This window comes from Martelella sp. AMO21009 (genome assembly GCF_053484295.1).
The window spans coordinates 347,799-367,962 of the sequence record NZ_JBAKFR010000001.1; the positions used below are offsets into that span (position 1 = coordinate 347,799).

The 20,164-nt window shown below is 64.2% G+C and carries 20 protein-coding genes; 10 read left to right on the forward strand and 10 right to left on the reverse strand.

What is annotated here, in order from left to right:
- Positions 1-75: 75 nt before the first annotated feature.
- From V6766_RS01645 to V6766_RS01660, 4 genes are all read right to left on the reverse strand, one after another.
- On the reverse strand, positions 76-1,071 hold the full coding sequence (locus V6766_RS01645) for a substrate-binding domain-containing protein (RefSeq protein WP_448462974.1): 996 nt from the start codon (positions 1,069-1,071) through the stop codon (positions 76-78).
- Positions 1,072-1,165: 94 nt separating this feature from the next.
- Positions 1,166-2,191, reverse strand: a complete 1,026-nt coding sequence (locus V6766_RS01650; RefSeq protein ID WP_448462976.1) for an ABC transporter permease — start codon at positions 2,189-2,191, stop codon at positions 1,166-1,168.
- An 80-nt stretch (positions 2,192-2,271) separates the two neighbouring features.
- Entirely contained in the window at positions 2,272-3,750 is a 1,479-nt protein-coding gene (locus V6766_RS01655) for a sugar ABC transporter ATP-binding protein (RefSeq protein WP_448462978.1), read from the reverse strand.
- Between the two features lie 584 nt (positions 3,751-4,334).
- Positions 4,335-5,348, reverse strand: a complete 1,014-nt coding sequence (locus V6766_RS01660; RefSeq protein WP_448462980.1) for a LacI family DNA-binding transcriptional regulator — start codon at positions 5,346-5,348, stop codon at positions 4,335-4,337.
- Between the two features lie 193 nt (positions 5,349-5,541).
- Between V6766_RS01660 and V6766_RS01665 the strand changes: the two genes are divergently transcribed.
- From V6766_RS01665 to V6766_RS01710, 10 genes are all read left to right on the forward strand, one after another.
- Positions 5,542-6,837, forward strand: a complete 1,296-nt coding sequence (locus tag V6766_RS01665) for an ABC transporter substrate-binding protein (RefSeq protein ID WP_448462982.1) — start codon at positions 5,542-5,544, stop codon at positions 6,835-6,837.
- Positions 6,838-6,979: 142 nt separating this feature from the next.
- Entirely contained in the window at positions 6,980-7,717 is a 738-nt protein-coding gene (locus tag V6766_RS01670) for an SDR family NAD(P)-dependent oxidoreductase (protein WP_448462984.1), read from the forward strand.
- 9 nt (positions 7,718-7,726) lie between these two features.
- Positions 7,727-8,596 carry a carbohydrate ABC transporter permease gene (locus tag V6766_RS01675; RefSeq protein WP_448462986.1) on the forward strand — a complete coding sequence of 290 codons (870 nt, stop codon included), beginning with the start codon at positions 7,727-7,729 and terminating at the stop codon, positions 8,594-8,596.
- 1 nt (position 8,597) lies between these two features.
- Positions 8,598-9,425 (forward strand): carbohydrate ABC transporter permease, encoded by an 828-nt coding sequence (locus tag V6766_RS01680; RefSeq protein ID WP_448462988.1) that lies wholly within the window; start codon positions 8,598-8,600, stop codon positions 9,423-9,425.
- Between the two features lie 2 nt (positions 9,426-9,427).
- Positions 9,428-10,435, forward strand: a complete 1,008-nt coding sequence (locus tag V6766_RS01685) for an alcohol dehydrogenase catalytic domain-containing protein (RefSeq protein ID WP_448462990.1) — start codon at positions 9,428-9,430, stop codon at positions 10,433-10,435.
- Positions 10,435-11,520: an ABC transporter ATP-binding protein gene (locus V6766_RS01690; protein WP_448462992.1), complete on the forward strand. Its 1,086-nt coding sequence runs from the start codon at positions 10,435-10,437 to the stop codon at positions 11,518-11,520. The genes V6766_RS01685 and V6766_RS01690 overlap by 1 nt, the downstream gene beginning before the upstream one ends.
- Positions 11,517-12,974: an NAD-dependent succinate-semialdehyde dehydrogenase gene (locus V6766_RS01695; protein WP_448462994.1), complete on the forward strand. Its 1,458-nt coding sequence runs from the start codon at positions 11,517-11,519 to the stop codon at positions 12,972-12,974. Before V6766_RS01690 ends, V6766_RS01695 begins: the two co-directional genes overlap by 4 nt.
- On the forward strand, positions 12,971-13,894 hold the full coding sequence (locus V6766_RS01700; protein ID WP_448462996.1) for a PfkB family carbohydrate kinase: 924 nt from the start codon (positions 12,971-12,973) through the stop codon (positions 13,892-13,894). Before V6766_RS01695 ends, V6766_RS01700 begins: the two co-directional genes overlap by 4 nt.
- On the forward strand, positions 13,891-14,928 hold the full coding sequence (locus V6766_RS01705; protein WP_448462998.1) for a tagatose 1,6-diphosphate aldolase: 1,038 nt from the start codon (positions 13,891-13,893) through the stop codon (positions 14,926-14,928). Before V6766_RS01700 ends, V6766_RS01705 begins: the two co-directional genes overlap by 4 nt.
- Before the next feature lie 3 nt (positions 14,929-14,931).
- Complete coding sequence (locus V6766_RS01710; RefSeq protein ID WP_448463000.1) at positions 14,932-16,077, forward strand: mandelate racemase/muconate lactonizing enzyme family protein; 1,146 nt, start codon at positions 14,932-14,934, stop codon at positions 16,075-16,077.
- A 14-nt stretch (positions 16,078-16,091) separates the two neighbouring features.
- Here V6766_RS01710 and V6766_RS01715 read toward each other — a convergent pair whose 3' ends face one another.
- The 6 genes from V6766_RS01715 to V6766_RS01740 are packed head-to-tail and all read right to left on the reverse strand — an operon-like array spanning position 16,092 to position 20,163.
- Positions 16,092-16,484, reverse strand: a complete 393-nt coding sequence (locus V6766_RS01715) for a CBS domain-containing protein (protein ID WP_448463002.1) — start codon at positions 16,482-16,484, stop codon at positions 16,092-16,094.
- Positions 16,481-16,648, reverse strand: a complete 168-nt coding sequence (nqrM, locus tag V6766_RS01720; RefSeq protein WP_448463004.1) for a (Na+)-NQR maturation NqrM — start codon at positions 16,646-16,648, stop codon at positions 16,481-16,483. The genes V6766_RS01715 and nqrM overlap by 4 nt, the downstream gene beginning before the upstream one ends.
- A 19-nt stretch (positions 16,649-16,667) precedes the next feature.
- Positions 16,668-17,663, reverse strand: coding sequence for an FAD:protein FMN transferase (locus V6766_RS01725; protein WP_448463006.1), 996 nt, complete (start codon positions 17,661-17,663; stop codon positions 16,668-16,670).
- A gap of 3 nt (positions 17,664-17,666) precedes the next feature.
- Positions 17,667-18,893, reverse strand: coding sequence for an NADH:ubiquinone reductase (Na(+)-transporting) subunit F (gene nqrF, locus V6766_RS01730; protein WP_448463008.1), 1,227 nt, complete (start codon positions 18,891-18,893; stop codon positions 17,667-17,669).
- Entirely contained in the window at positions 18,890-19,501 is a 612-nt protein-coding gene (gene nqrE / locus V6766_RS01735; RefSeq protein ID WP_448463010.1) for an NADH:ubiquinone reductase (Na(+)-transporting) subunit E, read from the reverse strand. Before nqrE ends, nqrF begins: the two co-directional genes overlap by 4 nt.
- Positions 19,498-20,163 (reverse strand): NADH:ubiquinone reductase (Na(+)-transporting) subunit D, encoded by a 666-nt coding sequence (locus V6766_RS01740; protein ID WP_448463012.1) that lies wholly within the window; start codon positions 20,161-20,163, stop codon positions 19,498-19,500. The genes nqrE and V6766_RS01740 overlap by 4 nt, the downstream gene beginning before the upstream one ends.
- Position 20,164: the final 1 nt, after the last annotated feature.

Sequence of the window (20,164 nt, forward strand, 5' to 3'; positions counted from 1 at the left end):
TTCTTCTGGCTGCTTTTACGGCCGTGCCGCTATGGGTCGCCCGCGGCCGCTATCGGCCGCAGGCGGTATTCGGTTTTACTGACGCTCTTTCAGGAGCTCGTCGACATTGTCGGCGGTTACCGGCGTCCACGGCACATTGTACTGCTTGGATTCGCCGTTGTTCCACTGCATTTCCGGGTATTTCTCCCAGATGCCGGAGGTCGGCTCATAGTCCGGGTTGACGGCCTTGATCGCAACATCGATCGCGCCCAGCGCCTGGGCCTGGCCATCCTGCAGGATCGAGTGCATGTCGCCGCGCTTGACGGCTTCCAGCGCATCGGTCACGCCATCGACGCCGGCAATCGAGAAATCGCTGACGTTGAGACCAGCGGCCTTGATCGCCTCGATCGCGCCAAGAGCCATTTCATCATTCTGCGCGATCACGCCCTTGATGTCGCCGCCATGGGCGGTCAGCCAGTTTTCCATCAGCGACTGGGCTTCCGCGCGGCTCCAGTTGGCGGTCTGCTGCTCGACAACGTTAACGCCGTCGCCGCATTCGGCGATCGCCTTCTCATTGCCTTCGCCGCGCTGGATCTGCGCGGACTGGCCGATCGGGCCCTCGATGATGACGACATCGCCCGAGCAGCTGATGTCATCGAGCACGGCCTTGGCTTCGAGATAACCGGCCTCGACGTCGTCGGAGCCGACATAGGAGGTCAGGAGATCGGAGTTGACCTGGGTGTTGGAGCCGACCACCGGAATGCCGGCATCGGAGGCAGATTCAACGGCCGTGGCGCCGGCTTCGATGTCGATGGGCACGAAGACGATGGCGTCATAGCCCTGGGTGATCATGGTTTCGAACTGTTCCTGCTGGACCAGCGCGTCATAGCGGCCGTCGAAGATGGTCAGGTCGACGGAGCCGTCCTTCACCGAGGGATGGTTTTCGGCGGCATTGGCCCAGAGCTGCATGAACTCGGCGTTGAGGCCGTAAACGGCGGCGCCGATCTTCAGCGGGTCCTGCGCGCTGGCGGTGGTGGCGGCGAACGCGGCGCCGACCAGGGCTGTGGTTGCCAGGATATTACGAAGTTTCATGTCGGGTTTCCTCCCTTTGGTGACATGGTGGGTGCCGCGCAGTTTCTGAAAACGGACTGCGAATATGCGGCGTGGAACAACCGGCGATGCCGGATCAGGTTTCGCTCTTGCGCGAGCGGTCGAGCATGACGGCGGCGACGATCAGCGCGCCCTTGATGACCTGCTGGTAGTAGGATTCGACGCCCAGCAGATCGAGGCCGTTATTCATCACGCCGATCAACAGCGCGCCGATGACGGTGCCGCTGACCCGGCCGATGCCGCCGGAAAGGCTGGTGCCGCCGATCACCACCGCGGCGATTGCGTCGAGCTCATAGGCGACGCCGGCCTGCGGCAGCGCCGAGCCCGTGCGGGCGGCGAGCACCATGCCGGCGAGCCCGGCCAGCGCGCCGGAAATGACGTAGACCATGAAGCGAATGCGGTTGACGCTGAGGCCGGAGACCTTGGCGGCATGCGGATTGCCGCCGACGGCATAGATATGGCGGCCGAAACGGGTATTGGTCAGCACGAAATGGGCGACGAGGAACACCAGCGCGAACAGGATGATCGGGATCGGAAGGCCGAAGATATCGCCCGTGCCGATCCAGCGATAGCCGTCGGTCAACGCCGGGATCGGGCGTCCGCCGGAATAGATCAGGGTGAGGCCGCGCGCCGCCGACAGCATGCCGAGCGTGGCGACGAAGGCGGGCACCGAAAACCGCGCGACCGCCGTGCCGGAAATCGCGCCCATGGCGATGCCGGCGGCAAGGCCGATGACGATCGCGATCGGGGCGATATAGGGCGTGCCGGGAATGAAGGCGCTGGATGAGGTGGTGGCGAAGGAGGCCGAGACCACGCCGGCAAGGGCGACCACGGAACCGACCGAAAGGTCGATGCCGCGCGTGAGGATCACGAAGGTCATGCCGATGGCGAGGATGCCGTTGATCGAGGTCTGGCGCAGCACGTTGACGATATTGCGCGGGCTGAGAAAATTCTCGCTGACGATCGAGAGCACGATGCAGACCAGGATCAGCGCGATCAATATGCCGTAGCGCTGGGCGATCGGCCCCAGCCGCTCGGTCATCGGCCGCTTCTGCTCGGTTCCGGCGCCCGCCGGGGTTTTGGCATTCTGAGTGTCAGTCAACGTATGGTCCTCCCCGATTGACGGGTTATCGGCAGGCCAAGGACGCGCTCATCGCGGCGTCCCGCCCTGCGTCACGTTTTTTACGCCGCGAGATGCAGCAGTTTTTCGGCGGACATCTCCGCCCGATCCAGGGTTCCGGCGACGCGGCCGTCGCGCATCACGATGGCGCGGTCGGCCATGCCGAGCACTTCGTCGGTCTCGGAAGAGATCATGATCACGGTCCCGCCGCCCTTGGCGAAATCGGACATAACGCGATAGATTTCCCGCTTGGCGCCGACATCGACGCCGCGGGTCGGCTCGTCCAGAAGCAGCACGTTCGGCTCGGTCAGGAACCATTTGCCGAGCACAACCTTCTGCTGGTTGCCGCCGGAAAGATTGGAAACGCCGAGCTTCAGCGACGCGGTCTTGATGTTGAGCGTCTCGACCATGCGCCCTGCGGCCTCGGTTTCGGCCTTGCCGTTCATCATCAGCGGGGTCGACATCCGTTCGAGGGTTGCAAGGCACAGGTTCTCGCGGACATCGCCGGTGAGGACGAGCCCCGAGACCTTGCGGTCCTCGGTGACATAGGCAAGGCCCGCCGCGATCGCCTCAGAAGGGCGGGTGATTTGCTGCCGGGCACCGTTGATCTCGACTGTGCCGTCGGTTTCGTCCGACAGGCCGAACAGCCTGTCGAAAATCTCGCTGCGCCCGGAGCCCATCAACCCGTAAAGCGCCAGGATTTCCCCGCGATGGGCCTCGAAGGAGACATCGCGCACGCCATGGGCGGCGGCGAGCCCCGCGACGCGCAGGGTCGGCTCGGTTTCGGCAGTGTTGTCCTTGACGAATTCCTCGGTCAGGGGACGACCGACGATCAGGCTGATCAGCCGGTCCTTGTCGATATCGGCAAGCGCGCCTTCCTCGACGAAGCGGCCATCGCGGAACACGGTGTAGCTGTCGCAGATCGTGAAGATTTCGGAGAGGCGGTGGCTGACATAGATCACGCCCTTGCCGCGCGCTTTCAGCGTCTTCACCGCCTCGAAAAGCTGGTCGGCCTCGGCCTCGCCAAGCGCGGAGGTCGGTTCGTCCATGATGATGACTTCGGCATCATAGGAAAGTGCCTTGGCGATCTCGACGAGCTGGGTCTGGGCCACCGTCAGGTCCATCATCATATCGGTCGCCCGGATGGTGAATTTCAACCCGTCCAGCAGGTCCTGCGCTTTTGCGTTCATGGATTTGAAATCGATGCGGCCGAAGGCGCCGCTCGGCTCGCGCCCGAGAAAGATGTTCTCGGCCACCGTCATCGCCGGCACGGGGCTCAGTTCCTGTTCGATAATGGAAATGCCGTTGGCGAGCGCCTCGCCGGGGGACGAGAACTGCACGGTCTCGCCATTGCGCAGGATCGTGCCGCGGTCGCGCGGCTGGATGCCCATGACGATCTTGAGGAATGTCGATTTGCCCGCGCCATTGCCGCCGCAAAGGGCGTGGACCGATCCCGGCATCAGCCGGAATGCGCCGTCTATCAGCGCGGGCACCCCGGAAAACGATTTTCCGAGCCCATGCACCTCAAGCAAAGCCTGCACGACAATTCCTCCCATTCTCAGTCCATCGAACTAATGTAAAATTATGCTCGACAATTGTCTTTTAACGGCATCGCTTTGCGTATGTCAAACGCGTTCTGACATTTTTAAAGCTGGTATGTGGATAAGCGGGAGCCTGCCCGAAAATCCGGCGCGGGCTGACGAGTCCACAACCGGTGCGATGATGCCGCTTGCGCTGAGATAGGGCAGGCAGGTCAGGCCCTCCGCGCCCTTTTCCGCAGCCGCGACCATGTCGTTGATGTAGGGGTAGCAATCCGGTCGGGGCGTGCAGATCCGGGACGAGCGAATCGATCGCCCAGTCGAAATTGAGCGTGCCCGCCACATTGACCATGGAGCGGGACCAGCAGTGGCCGGGCAGGGTGAACAGCAGCCCCATGTCACGCGGCTCGAAAAGCGGTTCGTCGAGGCAGCGGCCGACCATGCCGGTCGGCATCGATGTCGATGAAATAGTCTTTCATGGGAAGGTCCTGCTCTTGCCGTGGTCACGGCCTACGCGCGCATGATATCGCGAAACGCAAACCGGATGTCGACCCTCAAGAGCGTGATCCCGCCATGGATCGGAGCGATCAGCCGGGCGGCGGCGCCGTCGATTCGCGCACCACCAGGGAAAAATCGACCTTCTGATGCATCACCGCGGCCTCGTCGTTCAGCGTGTTCACCAGGTAGCGACCGGCGCGCACCCAGATCTCGTTGGTGGGGATGTGGATCGTCGTAAGGCTCGGTTGCAGGTGCCGGCTCCATTCGAGATCGTCAAAGCCCGCCACCGAAAGCTGATCGGGAACGGAAACCCCCATGCGGATCGCTGAAAGCATCACGCCATAGGCGATCACGTCATTGCCGCAGATCACCGCCGTGGGGCGGTCTTCGCCCATCAGCAGCGCGCGAGAGGCGTCGCGGGCGTCGTCGAGCGCGTAGTTGACCTGCAATATCCATTTGTCCGGCGGTGCGCAGCCTTCGGCTTCCAGCACGTCGAGAATGCCTCTGAGGCGGGCGGCGGCGCGGTCATTGTTGCGCTGCTGCGCTGCGACAATCGCGATGCGCCTGTGGCCCAGTCCGGTGATGTAGCGCGCCAGCGTGCGGCCCGCCTCGGCGTTGTCGACGCCGACGGAAGGGTAGGGCTTTTCCGGCTCGTAAACGCCGACATTGACGAACGGAATACGGTGGGCGTCGAGCATGCGTCTGAGCACTGCGTGGCGGCGGTCACCGCGCAGGATCAGCCCGTCAATGCCGCGCTCTGCAAGGTTGCGCGCCTGCTCGAGTTCAACGTCGAGGTCGTATTCGTTGGTTGCGAGCAGCAGAAGGTAGTTTTGGGTCGCGAGATAGCTCTGGAGCGCCTGCAGGCCCTGCGCGAACATCGCATTGTCCACGGTCGGCACGATGGCCCCGATCGTTCTTGTGCGGCGCGAAGAAAGCGCGCGAGCGGAGGCGTCGGGAATGTAACCGATTTCTTCGATCACCTTGCGAATCTTGTCGCGCAGCGCGGCGCTGACCGTATCCGGGTTGTTGAGCGCGCGCGAAACCGTGGCCGTCGAGACCCCGGCATGCCGTGCGACATCGCGAATTCCGATCGACTTTGCCATCAAAAACTACCGTTATTTCTCAGGTTCTTGCCCGCCATATCCTGTTTCTAGCGGGATTTTGGCCGCGTGCAAGATAAACTTCCGTCGCGGCTTTTTCGAAATCATCCCCTTCGATCGTGTTGACACATCTATCGGATATGATATGTAACCGGTTACAAGTTTCCGAGGAGAGGAGCTTGAAGAGGAGGATGAAATGATTTCACGCAAAGCATCTTTACTGAGCGCGACGTCGCTGATCGTGGCCGTCATGGCCACCGGCGCGACGGCCGCCGACTTCGACTGGAAGGCGCATGAGGGCGAGACGGTCACCTTTCTGGTCAACAGCAACCCGATCGGCAACCTTCTGGTCGAGCACAAGGATGAGTTCGAGGAGCTGACCGGCATCGAACTCGTCGTCGACAGCTATCAGGAACAGCAGATGCGTCAGCGTCTGATGACGGTGATGAACGCCCGCAGCGACGAGGTCGACGTGTTCATGACGCTTCCCTCGCGCGAAGGCATGCAGTTTGCCGCCGCCGGCTGGTACAAGGACCTGAGCGACTACACCCAGAATGCCGTTTCCCCGGACTATAATTTCGACGGCTTCGGCAAAGCGCTGATCGACGCCGCCACCTTTGACGGCAAGTTCACCGGCGTTCCGCTGAACCTCGAAGGGCCGCTGCTCTACTACCGCACCGACGTGTTCGAGGAATGCGACATAGCCGAGCCCGACTCGATCGACGCCATGGCCGATGCCGCCGCCAAGCTCAAGGAATGCTCGGACCTGACGCCCTATGCCACGCGCGGTCTTGCCCCGGCGTTGCCCTATACCTTCTCCGGCTTCATGCGCAACATGGGCGGCCAGTACATGATCGACGGCAAGTCGGCGCTGTGCTCGGACGACAGCAAGAAGGCCATTCAGCTCTATGCCGACCTTCTGAAGAACTATGGCCCGCCCGGCGCAGTCAACTATTCCTTCCAGCAGCTGACCGCGCTTTATGGCGGCGGCCGTTCGGCGATGTCGTATGAAAGCTCCAACGAGTTTGCCACGATCATGGAAAGCGGCGAGCGCGAGAAGGACACTGCGATCATTCCGCTGCCGGCAGGCCCTGGCGGCTCGCATCCGACCGTCATCGGCTGGGCGCTGGCAATTTCGGGCTATTCCGACAATGCCGATGCCGCCTGGTATTTCCTGCAGTGGGCTTCCAGCCCGGAAATGCAGGCGAAGCTGGCGCTGAACGGCATCGCTCCGCCGCGTCCCGCCGTCGCCGATTCCGCCGATTACAAGGCCTGGCTGGACGAAAGCCCGATCCGTCAGCAGTGGCAGGCAGCGCTTTCCACGCTCGCGTCCACCGGCTCGTCCGAAATCGGTTATCCGATCATCGGTAATCCGGAATCGCGCCAGTATATCGGCCAGGCCGTTGGCGACGTCCTGCTCGGCTCCAAGACGGTCGATGAGGCCTGCGCCGCGGCGGATGCCTCGCTCAACGAGCTGATTGCGCGCGACTGAGCGTGCGATCCTCGCAACTCCGGCAGCTCGGAAACCGGCTTTCCGGTCGGAATTGCGTAACAACAAGGCACGCCAAGTGCCGGCGGCCGCTCTCCTCCCGGGCGGTCGCCACCCCTCTCATTCGCAACAGGAAGGCATCATCGTGTCATCCCGCTCTTTCACTCTGCCCAAGCCTTTTCGCGCCGTCGTCATCGGCGGCACCGGCGGCATTGGCGGCGCCATATCGGAGGCCTTTCTTGAGCTCGGCGCAGAGCTTGTCGCGACCGGTGCATCCGAGGCGGAAGTCGGCGCATCCGCGCTTTCCGGCCGCGACGGCGTCACGCTTGCGGTGCTCGATGTTACCGATGATGCGGCCGTGAAGGCATTTGCCGACGGTCATGATCGCGTGGATGCCCTGATCAATTGCGCGGGGATCCTGCGGCGCGACGAGGAGTTCGATATCGAAGTCTTCCAGAAGGTGATCGACGTCAATCTCACTGGCGCGATGCGCTGCTGCACGGCGCTCCGCCCGGCGCTTGCCGCGGCCAAGGGATCGATCGTCAATATTGCCTCGATGAACGCCTTTGCCGCCCTGCCGCGCCTGCCGGCCTATTGCGCATCGAAGGGCGGTTTGGTGATGCTGACGCGGGCGCTCGCCCATGCCTGGGCGGCGGATGGCATTCGCGTCAATGCCGTGGCTCCGGGCTATATCGAAACCGCGATCAATGCGGAGGGGCGCAAGGATTTGGAACATTATAACCGCATCGCCGCCCGCACCGCGCTGAAGCGCTGGGGCCGGCCGGATGATGTTGCCGGCACGGTCGTCTATCTGTGCATGCCGGCGGCAGGCTATGTCACCGGAAGCGTCGCCATGGTCGATGGCGGCTTTCTGGCCGGGTGAGGAGGTCTCATGAACCGGAACGAAGAACATCGCGGACAATTGGCGGCCATGTCGCTGCCGGCGCTCATCTTCACCATCGCGATGATCGCGTTTCCCGTGATCTATACGGTGTGGCTGAGCTTCCAGAGCTTTTCATCCACCGGCCAGGTGCGCGGCCACGGCATCGTCAACTATGCCCGCATGGTCAATGACGAGCAGTTCTGGAACGGCATCTGGGTCACCTTCTACCTCTATTTCCTGTCGCTAGCCCTGCAGCTTGTGCTCGGTACGGGATTGGCGCTGCTGCTGTTTCGGGCCAAGCGTCTGCCCGGCATCATCCGCTCGCTGTTCATCTCGCCGTTCATGATCCCGCCGGTGGTGGCGGGCATGATGTGGCTGGTGATCCTCGATCCCTCGCTGGGGGCCGCCAACTATATCCTGACTTCGCTCGGTCTACCGCCATCGGCCTGGCTCGCCTCGCCCATGTGGGTGGTGCCGACGCTGGCGATGATCGATACCTGGCAATGGACGCCCTATGTCGCGCTGATCGTGCTTGGCGGGCTGCAATCGCTGCCGCCCTCGGTCTATGAAGCCGCCGAAATCGACGGCGCGCCGCGCGGCAAGGTGTTCTGGCGCATCACGCTGCCGCTGCTTTTGCCGACACTGGTCACCGCCATGGTGCTGCGTTCGGTCGATCTGCTGCGGTTTTTCGATCTGATTTACATCACCACCCAGGGCGGTCCGTCCGATCGCTCGATGACGCTGAACATCTATGGTTTCCGCACCGGCTTCGAGTTCTTCCAGCTTGGCTATGCCGGCGCGCTGATGATCACGCTTTCTGCGCTTGTCTTCGGCGCGGTGGTTGTCCTCAACCGGCTTCGCGCCGCGGTGGAGTGGTAAGATGAGCCATAAGCCTTCCGATTCCCGCTGGCTCGACGGCCTCAATATCGTGCTTCTCGTGTTGGCCGGCATGATCGTCATGGCGCCGACGGCGTGGATGATCCTGTCCTCCTTCAAGCACTCCTACGAGGTCACGGCCTATCCGCCGACGTTGTTCTTCGAGCCGACGCTGGAAAACTATAAGACGCTCAACAATACAGTGCCATTCGTGCGCTACACCATCAACTCGCTGGTGGTGACGATCGGCTCGACTGCGCTTGGTCTGTTGCTCGGCGCGCCGGCGGCCTTCGTCGCCTCGTGGACGCGGGTCACATGGCCGGCGGTGGTCACGCTGATGGCGCGCATGGCGCCGGGCACGCTGTTCCTGCTGCCCTGGTATGTGATGTTCCGCCAGGTGGACATGATCGGCAGCTACTGGGCGCTGATCCTGACCCATGCGGTGATCACAATGCCGGTGGTGATCTGGGTGCTGTTGCCCTATTTCGACGGCATTCCGCGTTCGGTGTTCGAGGCCGCCCAGGTTGACGGCTGCTCGCCGGCGCGCATCTTCCGGCGCATCGCGCTGCCGCTGGTGTCGTCCGGGCTCGCGGTGTCGTCGATCCTGGCCTTCATTTTCTCCTGGAATTTCTTCCTGTTCGCGCTGGTTCTCAGCAATTCCAAGTCGAAGACGCTGATTGCCGCCTCCTTCAATTTCATAGGCGAGGGCTCGACCAACTGGGGCGGGCTGATGGCCGCGGCGACGATTATCGCGCTGCCGCCGCTCGTTCTCGCGGCTGTCGTTCAGCGCTGGCTGATTTCGGGTCTGACGCTTGGCGCGGTGAAAGGGTAACCATGACCATTTCCAACGAAGCTCCCGCCATGCGCGCCGCCGATTTTCAGGGCGGCGACCGGATCGCGATCACCAGCGTGCCGAGGCCGGTTGCCGGTGAGGGCGAGGCGCTGGTGCGCATTGCCCGCACGGCGCTGTGCGGCTCCGACTTCAAGCTCTGGCACAATGGGTCGGAACATATCGCCGGCCACGAAATCGCCGGCTATGTGGATCAACCCGGCCACAAGCTCGATGGTCGGCTCTGCGCGATCTACATTCCGCTTCATTGCGGCCATTGCGATCCCTGCAAGGCCGGCCACACCCAAAGCTGCATCACCGTGTCATCGCTGATCGGCTGGAACCGCGACGGCGGCTATGCCGAATATGTAACCGTGCCCGACAACTGCCTGCTGCCGGTGCCGGACGATATCGATGATGATCTGGCCCCGCTGCTGCTCGATACGATCGGCACCTCGGCCCATGCGCTGCGCGAGGCGGCGCGGCATCTTGCAACTGAAAACCCGAAAGTGCTGGTCACCGGCGCTGGTCCGGTCGGGCTTGGTGTGGTGCTCGCCGCCCAGGCGCTCGGCTATGCCACCGTGCATGTTTCCGAACCCAATCCGGAACGGGCGAAGCTTGCGGAAGAATTCGGCGCGGTGATCGTGCCGGTCGGGAGCCGGGAGCATCGCTTCGACCTGATCGTCGAATGCTCCGGCAACCACGCCGCCCGCAATCTGGCGATCGAACTGGTGCTGCCCAAGGGCGTGATCGTGCTGGTCGGCGAGAACGCGGCGCCCTGGACGATCACCGAGGACAAGGTCTTCCGCCGCAAGGATTTCGCCATGCTGCGCACCTTCTATTTCCCCAAGGGCGATTTCGACGCCAATGTCGAACTCCTGCGCGCCAACCGGGAAAAATACGCCCGCTTCGTTGATGATGCCTTCCCGCTCGATGCGCTGCCTGAAAAATTCGCGCATTTCGCCGAAGGCCGTTCGATCAAACCTGTCCTGTCATTCAGGGAGCAAAGCTGATGGCTTCGATCTCGATCCGCAATCTCGTCAAGAGCTATGGTCAGCACGAGGTCATCTCCGGCCTCAACCTGGAAATCGCCGATGAGGAATTCATCGTGCTCGTCGGCCCGTCGGGCTGCGGCAAGTCCACCCTGCTGCGCATCATGGCGGGGCTGGAATCGATCAATGGCGGCGAACTGAGGATCGGCGACAAGCTGGTCAACAACACGCCGGCGGCCAAGCGCGATATCGCCATGGTGTTCCAGGACTATGCACTTTATCCGCATATGACCGTGCGCCAGAACATGACCTTCGCGCTGGAGATGCGCGGCATGAGCGCCGCCGAAATCGATCCGCTGGTGGCTGAGGCCGCCGAGCTTCTGGACATCACCCCCTATCTCGACCGTCGCCCCAAGGCGCTTTCCGGCGGCCAGCGCCAGCGCGTTGCCATGGGCCGCGCGATCGTGCGTCATCCGCAGGTATTCCTGTTCGATGAACCGCTGTCGAACCTCGATGCCAAGCTGCGCGCCCAGGTGCGCGCCGAAATCAAGGAGCTGCAGAAGAAGCTTAAGACCACCATGGTGTTCGTGACCCACGACCAGGTCGAGGCCATGACCATGGCCGATCGGATCGTGGTGCTGAAATTCGGCGAGATCCAGCAGGTGGGAACGCCGGAGGATGTTTACGAAAATCCCGTCAACCAGTTCGTCGCGAGCTTCATCGGTTCGCCATCGATGAATTTCCTGCCGGCAAAGGCGCAAGGGGGCCAGATCGTGCTTGCCGATGGCAGCACGCTTGCTGCCTCGATCGCCACGGGCGGCGAGGGTGCGCAAGGCGAGGTCGTGCTGGGCGTGCGCCCCGAGCATTTCACGCCGGTTGGCGAAGGCGAGGGCCTGAAGGCGCAGATCCACCTGGTCGAGCCGCTCGGCTCCGACACGCTGATCCACGTCACGCTCGCGGGCCAGGACGTTATTGCCCGCGTCTCCCCCGACATCAAACCGAAGGCCGGCGAGACGCTTTACCTGTCGCCGGTTGCCGGCAAGGCCCACCTGTTTGATCCCGAAACCGGCATGGCGCTGGGCAAAACCAGAAAGCTTGAAGCATGACCCTTTCCCTCAAAGACCCCACCCTTCTGACCGCCGATGCTTATGTCGATGGCGAATGGATCGCGGCATCCGACACGGCGGGCATCGATGTTACAAATCCCGCCGATGGCAGCCTGGTCGGTCGCGTTCCCTCGCTTGAGGCCGATGTCATCGAGCGCGCGATTGCGGCGGCGAAGTCGGCCCAGGCCGACTGGGCCGCATTGCCCGCCAAGGCGCGCAGCGTGAAGATCCGCAAATGGTTCGACCTGATCGTCGAGAACGCCGACGATCTGGCCGCGATCCTGACCGCCGAACAGGGCAAGCCTCTGGCCGAAGCCAAGGGCGAAATCCTCGCCAACGCCGCCTATCTCGAATGGTTCGCCGAGGAAGCCAAGCGCATCTACGGCGACGTCATTCCCTCGACTTCGCCGGATCGCCGGGTGATCGTGGTCAAGCAGCCGATCGGGGTTTGTGCGGCGATCACGCCATGGAATTTCCCGAACGGCATGATCACCCGCAAGGCCGGTCCGGCGCTCGCCGCCGGTTGCCCGATCATCGTCAAGCCGGCCTCGCAGACGCCGCTTTCGGCGCTGTCGCTTGCGGTTCTGGCAGAGCGCGCGGGCATTCCCGCCGGGATCTTCCAGGTGGTCACCGGCAAGGCCAGCATGATCGGCGAAATCTTCTGCAAGTCTGAAACCATCGCCAAGATCAGCTTCACCGGCTCAACCGAGGTCGGCCGCTGGCTGATCCGCGAAAGCGCGCATGATATCAAGCGGCTGTCGCTGGAGCTTGGCGGCAATGCGCCGTTCATCGTGTTCGAGGATGCCGATCTCGACGCTGCCGTCGAGGGCGCTATGATCGCCAAGTTTCGCAATTCCGGCCAGACCTGTGTCTGCGCCAACCGCATCTACGTGCATGAAAGCATCGCCGACGAATTTGCCCGCAAGCTGGCCAGGGCGACCGACGCGCTGGTCGTGGGCAATGGCGCAGATGCCGGCGTCGAGCAGGGACCGCTGATCGACGAGGCGGCCGTCGCCAAGGTCGAGGAGCATCTTGCCGATGCGCTGGCGCTCGGCGCGACGCTCGTCACCGGCGGCGGACGGCATGAACTCGGCCGCACATGGTTCAAACCGACCGTGATTTCCGGCGTCAGCCCCGAGGCGAAGGTCTCGCGCGAGGAAACTTTCGCCCCGCTCGCCCCGGTCATTCCCTTCACTGACGAGGCGGAAGCGATCCGGCTCGCCAATGACAGCGAATTCGGTCTTGCCGCCTATTTCTACAGCCGCGATCTCGCCCGCGTCTTCCGTGTGGGAGAGGCGCTGGAAAGCGGCATGGTCGGCATCAATACCGGGTTGATCGCCAATGAGGCGGCCCCCTTCGGCGGGGTAAAACAGTCCGGCCTCGGCCGCGAGGGCTCGAAATACGGCATCGAGGAGTATGTGGAGATCAAATATCTCTGCATAGCCGGCCTATGACTAAGCTCCCTGAAGGCTGGACGAGGCGCGACCCGGTTGTGATCTGCCTTGGGCTGACGGCCTATGACCATATCTGGAATGTCGAGACGATCCCCGAGGGCGCGGGCAAGTCGCGCGCTACCGATTTCGTCTCCACCGGCGGCGGCATGGCGGCAACGGCGGCCGTTGCCGTTGCCAAGCTCGGCGGCAAGGCGAAGTTCTGGGGCCGCGCCGGCGATGATCCGGCGGGCCATGCCATGCGCGATGAACTGGCGGCGGAGGGTGTCGATGTCGATGGGCTGAAGCTTTTCGTGGGCGCGCAATCCTCCGTTTCCGGCGTCATCGTCGATGCGGCGGGCGAGCGGCTGATCGTCAATTTCCGGGGCGACGGCCTTCCGGTCGAGCCCGACTGGCTGCCGCTTGACGAGATCGCGAAAGCGGGCGCGGTGCTTGCCGATCCGCGCTGGCCAGAAGCCGTCGAGACCGTGTTTGCAGCTGCCCGCAAGCTCGGCGTGCCGACCGTGCTCGATGCCGATGTGGCGGAGGCGCACGTGTTCGAGACGCTGCTGCCGCTCACCGATCACGTGATCTTTTCCGAACAGGCGCTCACCGCCTTCGCGGGCGTCGATCGGCCGCTCGAAAAGGCGGCCGCCTACGGCTCCGCGATTACCGCCGTCACCAGAGGCGGCGAGGGCATCGAGTGGCTGGAAAACGGCGCAACCCATCACTATCCGGCCTTTCCGGTTGCCGTGGTCGATACCACCGGCGCGGGCGATGTCTTCCACGGCGCCTGGGCCATGGCGGTTGCCGCCGGCGCTGATGCCACAGAGGCCGCAGGTTTTGCATCCGCCGCTGCCGGATTGAAATGCACCCGCCCGACAGGGCGACGCGGAATTCCCGATTTCAACGAGACTGTCAGACTATGGAGAGAAAGAACATGACGAGCATCGGAAAGCAGAGAGGGCTTCAGCGTCTTGCCGACGAGAACGGCCATTTCACGATGGTCGCGCTGGACCAGCGCCCGCCGCTGGCGCAATCGATCGCCAAGGCCCGCGGCATCGCGGTCGAGGAAGTGGCCTATGCCGATATGGTGGCGGCCAAGCGCCTGCTGGTGCGCGCGCTGTCGGGCGAGGCCTCGTCGATGCTGTTTGACCCGAACTATGCCGTTCCCGCCGCAATCGACGCGCTGCCGGCCCATACCGGGCTGATCGTCACGCTGGAGGAACATCGCTTCCAGGAGACGCCCGGCGGCCGCAAGTCGCGCTCGATCGATAACTGGACGGTGGAGAAGATCCGCCGCATGGGCGGCGATGCCGTCAAGGTGCTGGCCTGGTATCGCCCCGACGCCTCGCCGGAGGTGCTTGCCCATCAGCAGGACTATGTCCGCACCGTCGGCGCCGAATGCGCCCGCTACGACATTCCTTACGTGCTGGAACTGCTCGTCTATCCGTTCCCCGACAGCGCCAAGCACACCACCGCCTATGTCGAAAGCGCCGACAAGAGCGCCGATCTGGTGATCGACAGCGTACGCGAGTTCGCCAAGCCGGAATATGGGGTCGACCTGTTCAAGCTTGAAACGCCGCTGCCGGCCGCTAGCCTGCCGCCGCTCGATGGCAGCGCCGCCTCGAAGGAGGCTGCCGCGGCCTTCGAAACCCTCGGCGGCATCTGTGCCGATGCGGGCATTCCGTGGGTGCTGCTTTCGGGCGGGGCCGCGCCGGAGATGTTCGAGCGCGTCCTGTCCTATTCCTATGCCGCCGGCGCTCAAGGGTTCCTGGCCGGCCGCACGATCTGGCTCGAGGCGATCCAGCAGCACTTCCCGGACGAGGCCGGCGTGTTGAAGGCGCTGGAAGGCGACGGGCTTGATATCCTGCACCGCCTTGGCGACCTTACCCGCAAGGAGGCGCTGCCCTTCAAGCCGCGCTACCGTTTCGATGCTATCGAGCGGGAAGGCGCGTTTACCTGCGCCTATGCCTAGGTCATGAACACGTTTCGCATCGCCCGTATCGAAGCCTTTGCCTGCCGGGCGCCGATTGCCCGGCCGGTGGCGACATCGTTCGGCGTCATGCGCAACCGGCCGGCCGTCTTCATCCGCATCGAGGATGAAGACGGCGCTTTCGGCTTCGGTGAAGCCTTTGCCAACTGGCCGGCTGCAGGGGCCGAACATCGCGTCAACCTCTTGATGGATGATGTCGCCTATCTGGCGCTGGACCGCGCATGGGACAGCCCGGAAACGATGTTTTACGAGTTGACCCGCGAGACCCGCATCCGCGCATTGCAATCCGGCGAGCCCGGACCTTTTGCCCAGGTGGTGGCAGCGCTCGATATCGCCGCTTGGGACCTTGCGGCGCGGCGCGCGGGTCTGCCGGTGGCGCGTATGCTTTCGCCCGAGGCGAGGCATCAGGTTCCCGCCTATGCCAGCGGCATCCACATCGATGCCGCCGCGGATGTCGTTGCGGCAGCGCGGGAAGTGGGCTTCTCGGCGTTCAAGGTCAAGGTCGGTTTTGATGATGCGGCCGATGCAGCCAAGGTGGTTCGGCTCGCTGAGACGCTTCGCGCCGGGGAGACGCTGTTTGCCGATGCCAATCAGGCCTGGGATGTCGAGGCGGCGGAGCGGTTTCTGAACGCCGTTTCGGGCGCCGACCTTGGCTGGATGGAAGAACCAATCCCGGCCTATGCGCCGGCCGATGACTGGAAAAGGCTGGCCGCGGGCCCCGTTCCGCTCGCCGCTGGCGAAAACATTGCCGGCCTCGAGGCCTTCGACGCTGCGCTCGATGCTGGAGCACTGACCTTCTACCAGCCCGATGTCGCCAAATGGGGCGGCCTGACCGGTTGCCTGGCGGTCGCCCGCAAGGCGCTTGAAAGGGGCCGGGTCTACTGCCCGCATTATCTCGGCGGCGGTATCGGGCTTGCAGCGTCCGCCAGCGTTCTGGCCGCTGCCGGCGGTCCCGGTCTGCTGGAAGTCGATGTCAATCCGAACCCGCTGCGCGATGCCTTCGGCGCGATCGGCGGCCGGATCGAAAACGGCCTTTGGCGCATCAATGACGCGCCCGGCCTCGGCATCACGTCATTGCCTGCAGAGATAGGCGACCACATCACCCATCACCGCGAGGTCTCGCGCGGATAGCGTATCGTGTTGCCTCAGTTGCTCAGCCGCACCAGCGCCGCCAGCACGTCCGAGCGGCGTATCAGGCCGACGAGGCGGTCACCGTCGACGACGGGGAAGATGCGGTGGGGGTGTTCGAGGAAGGCTTCGGCGGCCGTCATCAGGTCGGCGCTGGCCGGCAGGGTCACCAGCGTGGTTGTCATATAGTCGCCAACGGTGCCCTTCCATTCCTGATAATAGCTTGCCTGCAGGGTCGGGCGGAAACAGTCCTTCTGGGTCAGAAGGCCGCAAAGCGTGCCGGTGTCATCGACCACGGGCGCGCCGGCGGCCCTGTTTTCCACCAGCAGCGCCACCGCGCGCCGGATCGCCATGTCCGGCGTCACCGTCAGCGCATCGGCGCGGGTAATGGACTCGATGGTGTCGCTCAATTGGCCTCCTTTTCAGCCCGGTGCGGGCAGCCCTCGCAGGCAACATCCTTGAGGCAGGCCATGCCGCCGCACGAGCCCTTCAGTGGCCCGCGACCCAGCATCAGGCCGAGCCCGAGCCCGGCCGCCACCAGCGCGAAAATGCCGATTGCCAGAACGATTTCCATCGTCGCCTCCTTGGTCCCGTTATAGCAGAAAACGGTCGAAACCGTTCACGCTTTCGTTTCTGAGACCGGTCCCGTCATGGAACAGGAACAGCGCGGTGATGCCGCGGCGTTTCGCCAGCGCCGGGCCTGCCGCACCCGCCGCCGTCAGCGCCGTCGCCCAGCCATCGGCGGTCATCGCATCCGGGGCGATTACCGAGACGGAGGCGATTGCGCCTTCGACCGGGCGGGCGCTGTAGGGGTCGATGATATGGCTGTAGCGCGTGTCGCCAAGGTCGTAGCTCTGGGCGCGGAGGCCCGAGGTCGCGATCGCCGCATTGTCGAGCGCTAGCACGGCGAAAGCCCCATCGGCTTCAAGGCGCGGGTCTTCCACCGCCACCTGCCATGGCCGGCCCTCGGGGTGATGGCCGCTGGACAGGAGTTCGCCGCTGATCGCGATCAGGAAATCCTCATGGCCGGCTTCTCGCAGTTCCAGCGCCATCAGATCCAGCGCCCGGCCCTTGGCGATGCCGCAGAGATCCATGGTAAGGCCCGGATCGCGCTTGATCAGCCGGTCGCCTTCGACGGCGAGCGAACGCCAGCGCGGGGCGACCTCATCCTCCGGGCCGGCAGTGCCTTTGATCGGCCCGAAGCCGTAGCGGGCGACGAGCGGGCCGATGGTTGGGTCGAACCAGCCATCGCTTGCCGCGGCGACAGCAAGCGCGGCCTCTGCCGTGAACGCGGTTTCGGCCGAAATCCGCGCGGTCTCGCCCTTCGTCGCGTTGAAGCCGGAGATCTCGCTGTCGGCGCGCCAGGGCGACATCATCCGGTCGATGCCGGCGAGCAGCCGGTCAAAGCGCGGTTTGAGGCGGCTCGCGTCAAGGTCATCGGCAAGCGTCACGCTCCAGTCGGAGGCGAAGGCCGTGCCGGTGATATGCCGCGCCGCAGGGGCTGCGCGCAGCAGGCCGGGCGCGGCGAGGGCGCAACCGGCAGCGCCGGCGGCGGCGAGGAGATGACGGCGGGTCAGATATGCAGTCATGGCTCAGACTCCGAAATCGTCGTTGAAGATGGAATGCGGCTCGACGCCGAGGCGCGCCAGCGTCGCCAGCACCGCCGAAATCATCACCGGCGGGCCGCAGAGATAATATTCGCAGTCCTCCGGCGCGGGGTGGTTTTGCATCGCGGCGCGGACATTGTCGTGGATGAAGCCGGTCGCGCCGGTCCAGCGGTCGCCGGGGGCGGGGTCCGACAGCGCCGGCGTCCACGAGAAATTCGGATGTTCGGCGGCAATGGCGTCGAACTCCTCGACATAGAACAGGTCGGCGAGCGAGCGGGCGCCGTAGAAATAGCGCATCTTCCGCTTGGTGCCCTTGCCGATCTGCTCGTGGATCATGGCCCTGAGCGGCGCCATGCCAACGCCGCCGCCGATGAACACCATCTCGCGCTCGGTCGGCTGCACGTGGAATTCGCCGAACGGGCCGGAGGCCTGCACCGCATCGCCCGGCTTCAGCGCGAACAGATAGGACGAGACGATGCCCGGCGGGATCTCCTGCTCGCGGCCCGGCGGCGGTGCGGCGAGCCTTATGTTGAACACGGCGCGGCCTTCCGCCGCGTCGCGCGGGCGGTTGGCGATCGAATAGGCGTGGGTGACCGGGCTGTCGGAGGCTCCCTTCATCTCCGGCCAGCCGGCAATGCGCCAGGAATCGGTAAAGGCGTCGTCGATCGCGATATCGTGGAAATCCAGCCGGTAGGGCGGCGCGGTGAGCTGCATGAAGCCGCCGGCGCGATAATCGAAGGGCTGGCCCTCGGGAAGCTTGAGCACAAGCTCGCGGATCAGCGGGGCCTTCATCGTGTTGGACACCACGGTGCAGGTGAAGCCGGTCGCGCCGACGAAATCCTGGGGCACGGTGACGGAGCAGGGGCCGCGCAGTGCGGTCTGGCAGGCAAGGCGCATATGGGCGCGGCGCTCGGCGGCCGACAGCACGCCGCGCTCGGTCGCCTGCGGTTCGCCCGCGCCTTCGCCCTCGACATGGACGCGGCAGAGCCCGCACGTGCCGGAACCGCCACAGGCGGCGGGAATGCCGATGCCCGAACGGTGCAGCACGCCAAGCAGCCGCTCGCCGCGCTGGGCCTCGAGCGAGATCGCGCCGTTCACGTTGATCACGATCTTTTCCGCCGGGATCAGGCGCGTGCGGGTCACCAGCAGCGCAAGCGTCAGAATGACCACAAGCGCGATGACGATGACGGCGGCAAGGACGATCTCGTTCATGGCGACACCATCTGCGCAAAGGCCGAAAAGCCGAGCGACATCATGCCGGCAATGGTAAAGGCGATGCCGAGGCCGCGCAGGCCGTTCGGAAGGTCGGCATAGGCGAGCCGGGTGCGGATCGCGGCGAGCATGACCACGGCAACCCCGAAGCCGAAGCCCGCGCCGAGGCCGAACACGGTCGATTCCGCCAGATTATAATCCCGCTCGACCATGAACAGGCTGCCGGCGAGAATGGCGCAGTTCACCGTCAGCAGCGGCAGGAACACGCCGAATGAGGCATGGATTGCCGGAAAGAACCGGTCGAGCACCATTTCGACGAGTTGCACCACGGCCGCGATCACGCCGATGAAGGCGATCAGCTTGAGATAGGAAAGGTCGGTATCCGGCATGCCGGCCCAGGCCCATGCGCCGGGTCTGAGAAACGCGTTGTAGATCAGGTTGTTGAGCGGCATGGTCACGCCCATCACCGCCACCACCGCGATGCCGAGGCCGAGGGCCGAGCCGGTACGGCGCGACAGCGCCAGAAAGGTGCAGAGCCCGAGAAACAGCGTCAGCGCCATGTTCTCGACGAAGGCCGCCCCGAGGAAAAGGCCTGTAAGCTCGCTCATCGGCCTGCCTCCTCTGTGTCCGGCGGCATGAACTCGGCGGCTTCAACCTGTTCCGGCAGCACGGAGCGGATCGCCCAGACGAGCCCACCGATCAGGAAGAAGGCGCTGGGCGCGAGCAGCATCAGATTCAGCGGCTCGAACCAGCCGCCCTGATCGGTCGTGGCGAAGAGTTGATAGCCGAGCAGCTTGCCGGTGCCGAACAGTTCGCGCAGCGATCCGATGACGATCAGCACCAGCGAATAGCCGAGACCGTTGCCGAGCGCGTCGATCATCGACGGCAGCGGCGGATTGTTACGCGAAAAGGATTCGGTGCGCCCCAGCACCAGGCAGTTCGTGGTGATCAGGCTGACGAACACCGACAGCCGCTTGCTGATATCGAAGAAATAGGCCTGCAGGAACTGGTCGATGACGATCACCAGCGAGGCGACGATCACGATCTGGACGATCAACCGGATCGAATCGGGAATGTGGCGGCGGATCAGGCTCACCAGCAGGGCCGACAGCACGATCACGACCGTCAGCGATGCCGACATGGTGACGGCGGTCGCGACCGATGTGGTTACCGCCAGCGCCGAGCAGATGCCGAGGATTTGCAGCGTTACCGGGTTTTGCCGGATCAGCGGCTCCGTCAGCGTGGTCCACAGGCTGATGGGCTTGGCCATA

Bases quoted from the DNA above. Each gene is read 5' to 3' on its own strand.
- nqrM (WP_448463004.1), bottom strand. From the start codon at position 16,648: ATGGAAATCGTTCTGGCAATCGGCATTTTCGCGCTGGTGGCGGCCGGG.
- V6766_RS01645 (WP_448462974.1), bottom strand. From the start codon at position 1,071: ATGAAACTTCGTAATATCCTGGCAACCACAGCCCTGGTCGGCGCCGCG.
- V6766_RS01690 (WP_448462992.1), top strand. From the start codon at position 10,435: ATGGCTTCGATCTCGATCCGCAATCTCGTCAAGAGCTATGGTCAGCAC.
- V6766_RS01685 (WP_448462990.1), top strand. From the start codon at position 9,428: ATGACCATTTCCAACGAAGCTCCCGCCATGCGCGCCGCCGATTTTCAG.
- V6766_RS01675 (WP_448462986.1), top strand. From the start codon at position 7,727: ATGAACCGGAACGAAGAACATCGCGGACAATTGGCGGCCATGTCGCTG.
- V6766_RS01725 (WP_448463006.1), bottom strand. From the start codon at position 17,663: ATGACTGCATATCTGACCCGCCGTCATCTCCTCGCCGCCGCCGGCGCT.
- nqrE (WP_448463010.1), bottom strand. From the start codon at position 19,501: ATGAGCGAGCTTACAGGCCTTTTCCTCGGGGCGGCCTTCGTCGAGAAC.
- V6766_RS01705 (WP_448462998.1), top strand. From the start codon at position 13,891: ATGACGAGCATCGGAAAGCAGAGAGGGCTTCAGCGTCTTGCCGACGAG.
- V6766_RS01665 (WP_448462982.1), top strand. From the start codon at position 5,542: ATGATTTCACGCAAAGCATCTTTACTGAGCGCGACGTCGCTGATCGTG.
- nqrF (WP_448463008.1), bottom strand. From the start codon at position 18,893: ATGAACGAGATCGTCCTTGCCGCCGTCATCGTCATCGCGCTTGTGGTC.
- V6766_RS01695 (WP_448462994.1), top strand. From the start codon at position 11,517: ATGACCCTTTCCCTCAAAGACCCCACCCTTCTGACCGCCGATGCTTAT.
- V6766_RS01700 (WP_448462996.1), top strand. From the start codon at position 12,971: ATGACTAAGCTCCCTGAAGGCTGGACGAGGCGCGACCCGGTTGTGATC.
- V6766_RS01680 (WP_448462988.1), top strand. From the start codon at position 8,598: ATGAGCCATAAGCCTTCCGATTCCCGCTGGCTCGACGGCCTCAATATC.
- V6766_RS01660 (WP_448462980.1), bottom strand. From the start codon at position 5,348: ATGGCAAAGTCGATCGGAATTCGCGATGTCGCACGGCATGCCGGGGTC.
- V6766_RS01740 (WP_448463012.1), bottom strand. From the start codon at position 20,163: ATGGCCAAGCCCATCAGCCTGTGGACCACGCTGACGGAGCCGCTGATC.
- V6766_RS01710 (WP_448463000.1), top strand. From the start codon at position 14,932: ATGAACACGTTTCGCATCGCCCGTATCGAAGCCTTTGCCTGCCGGGCG.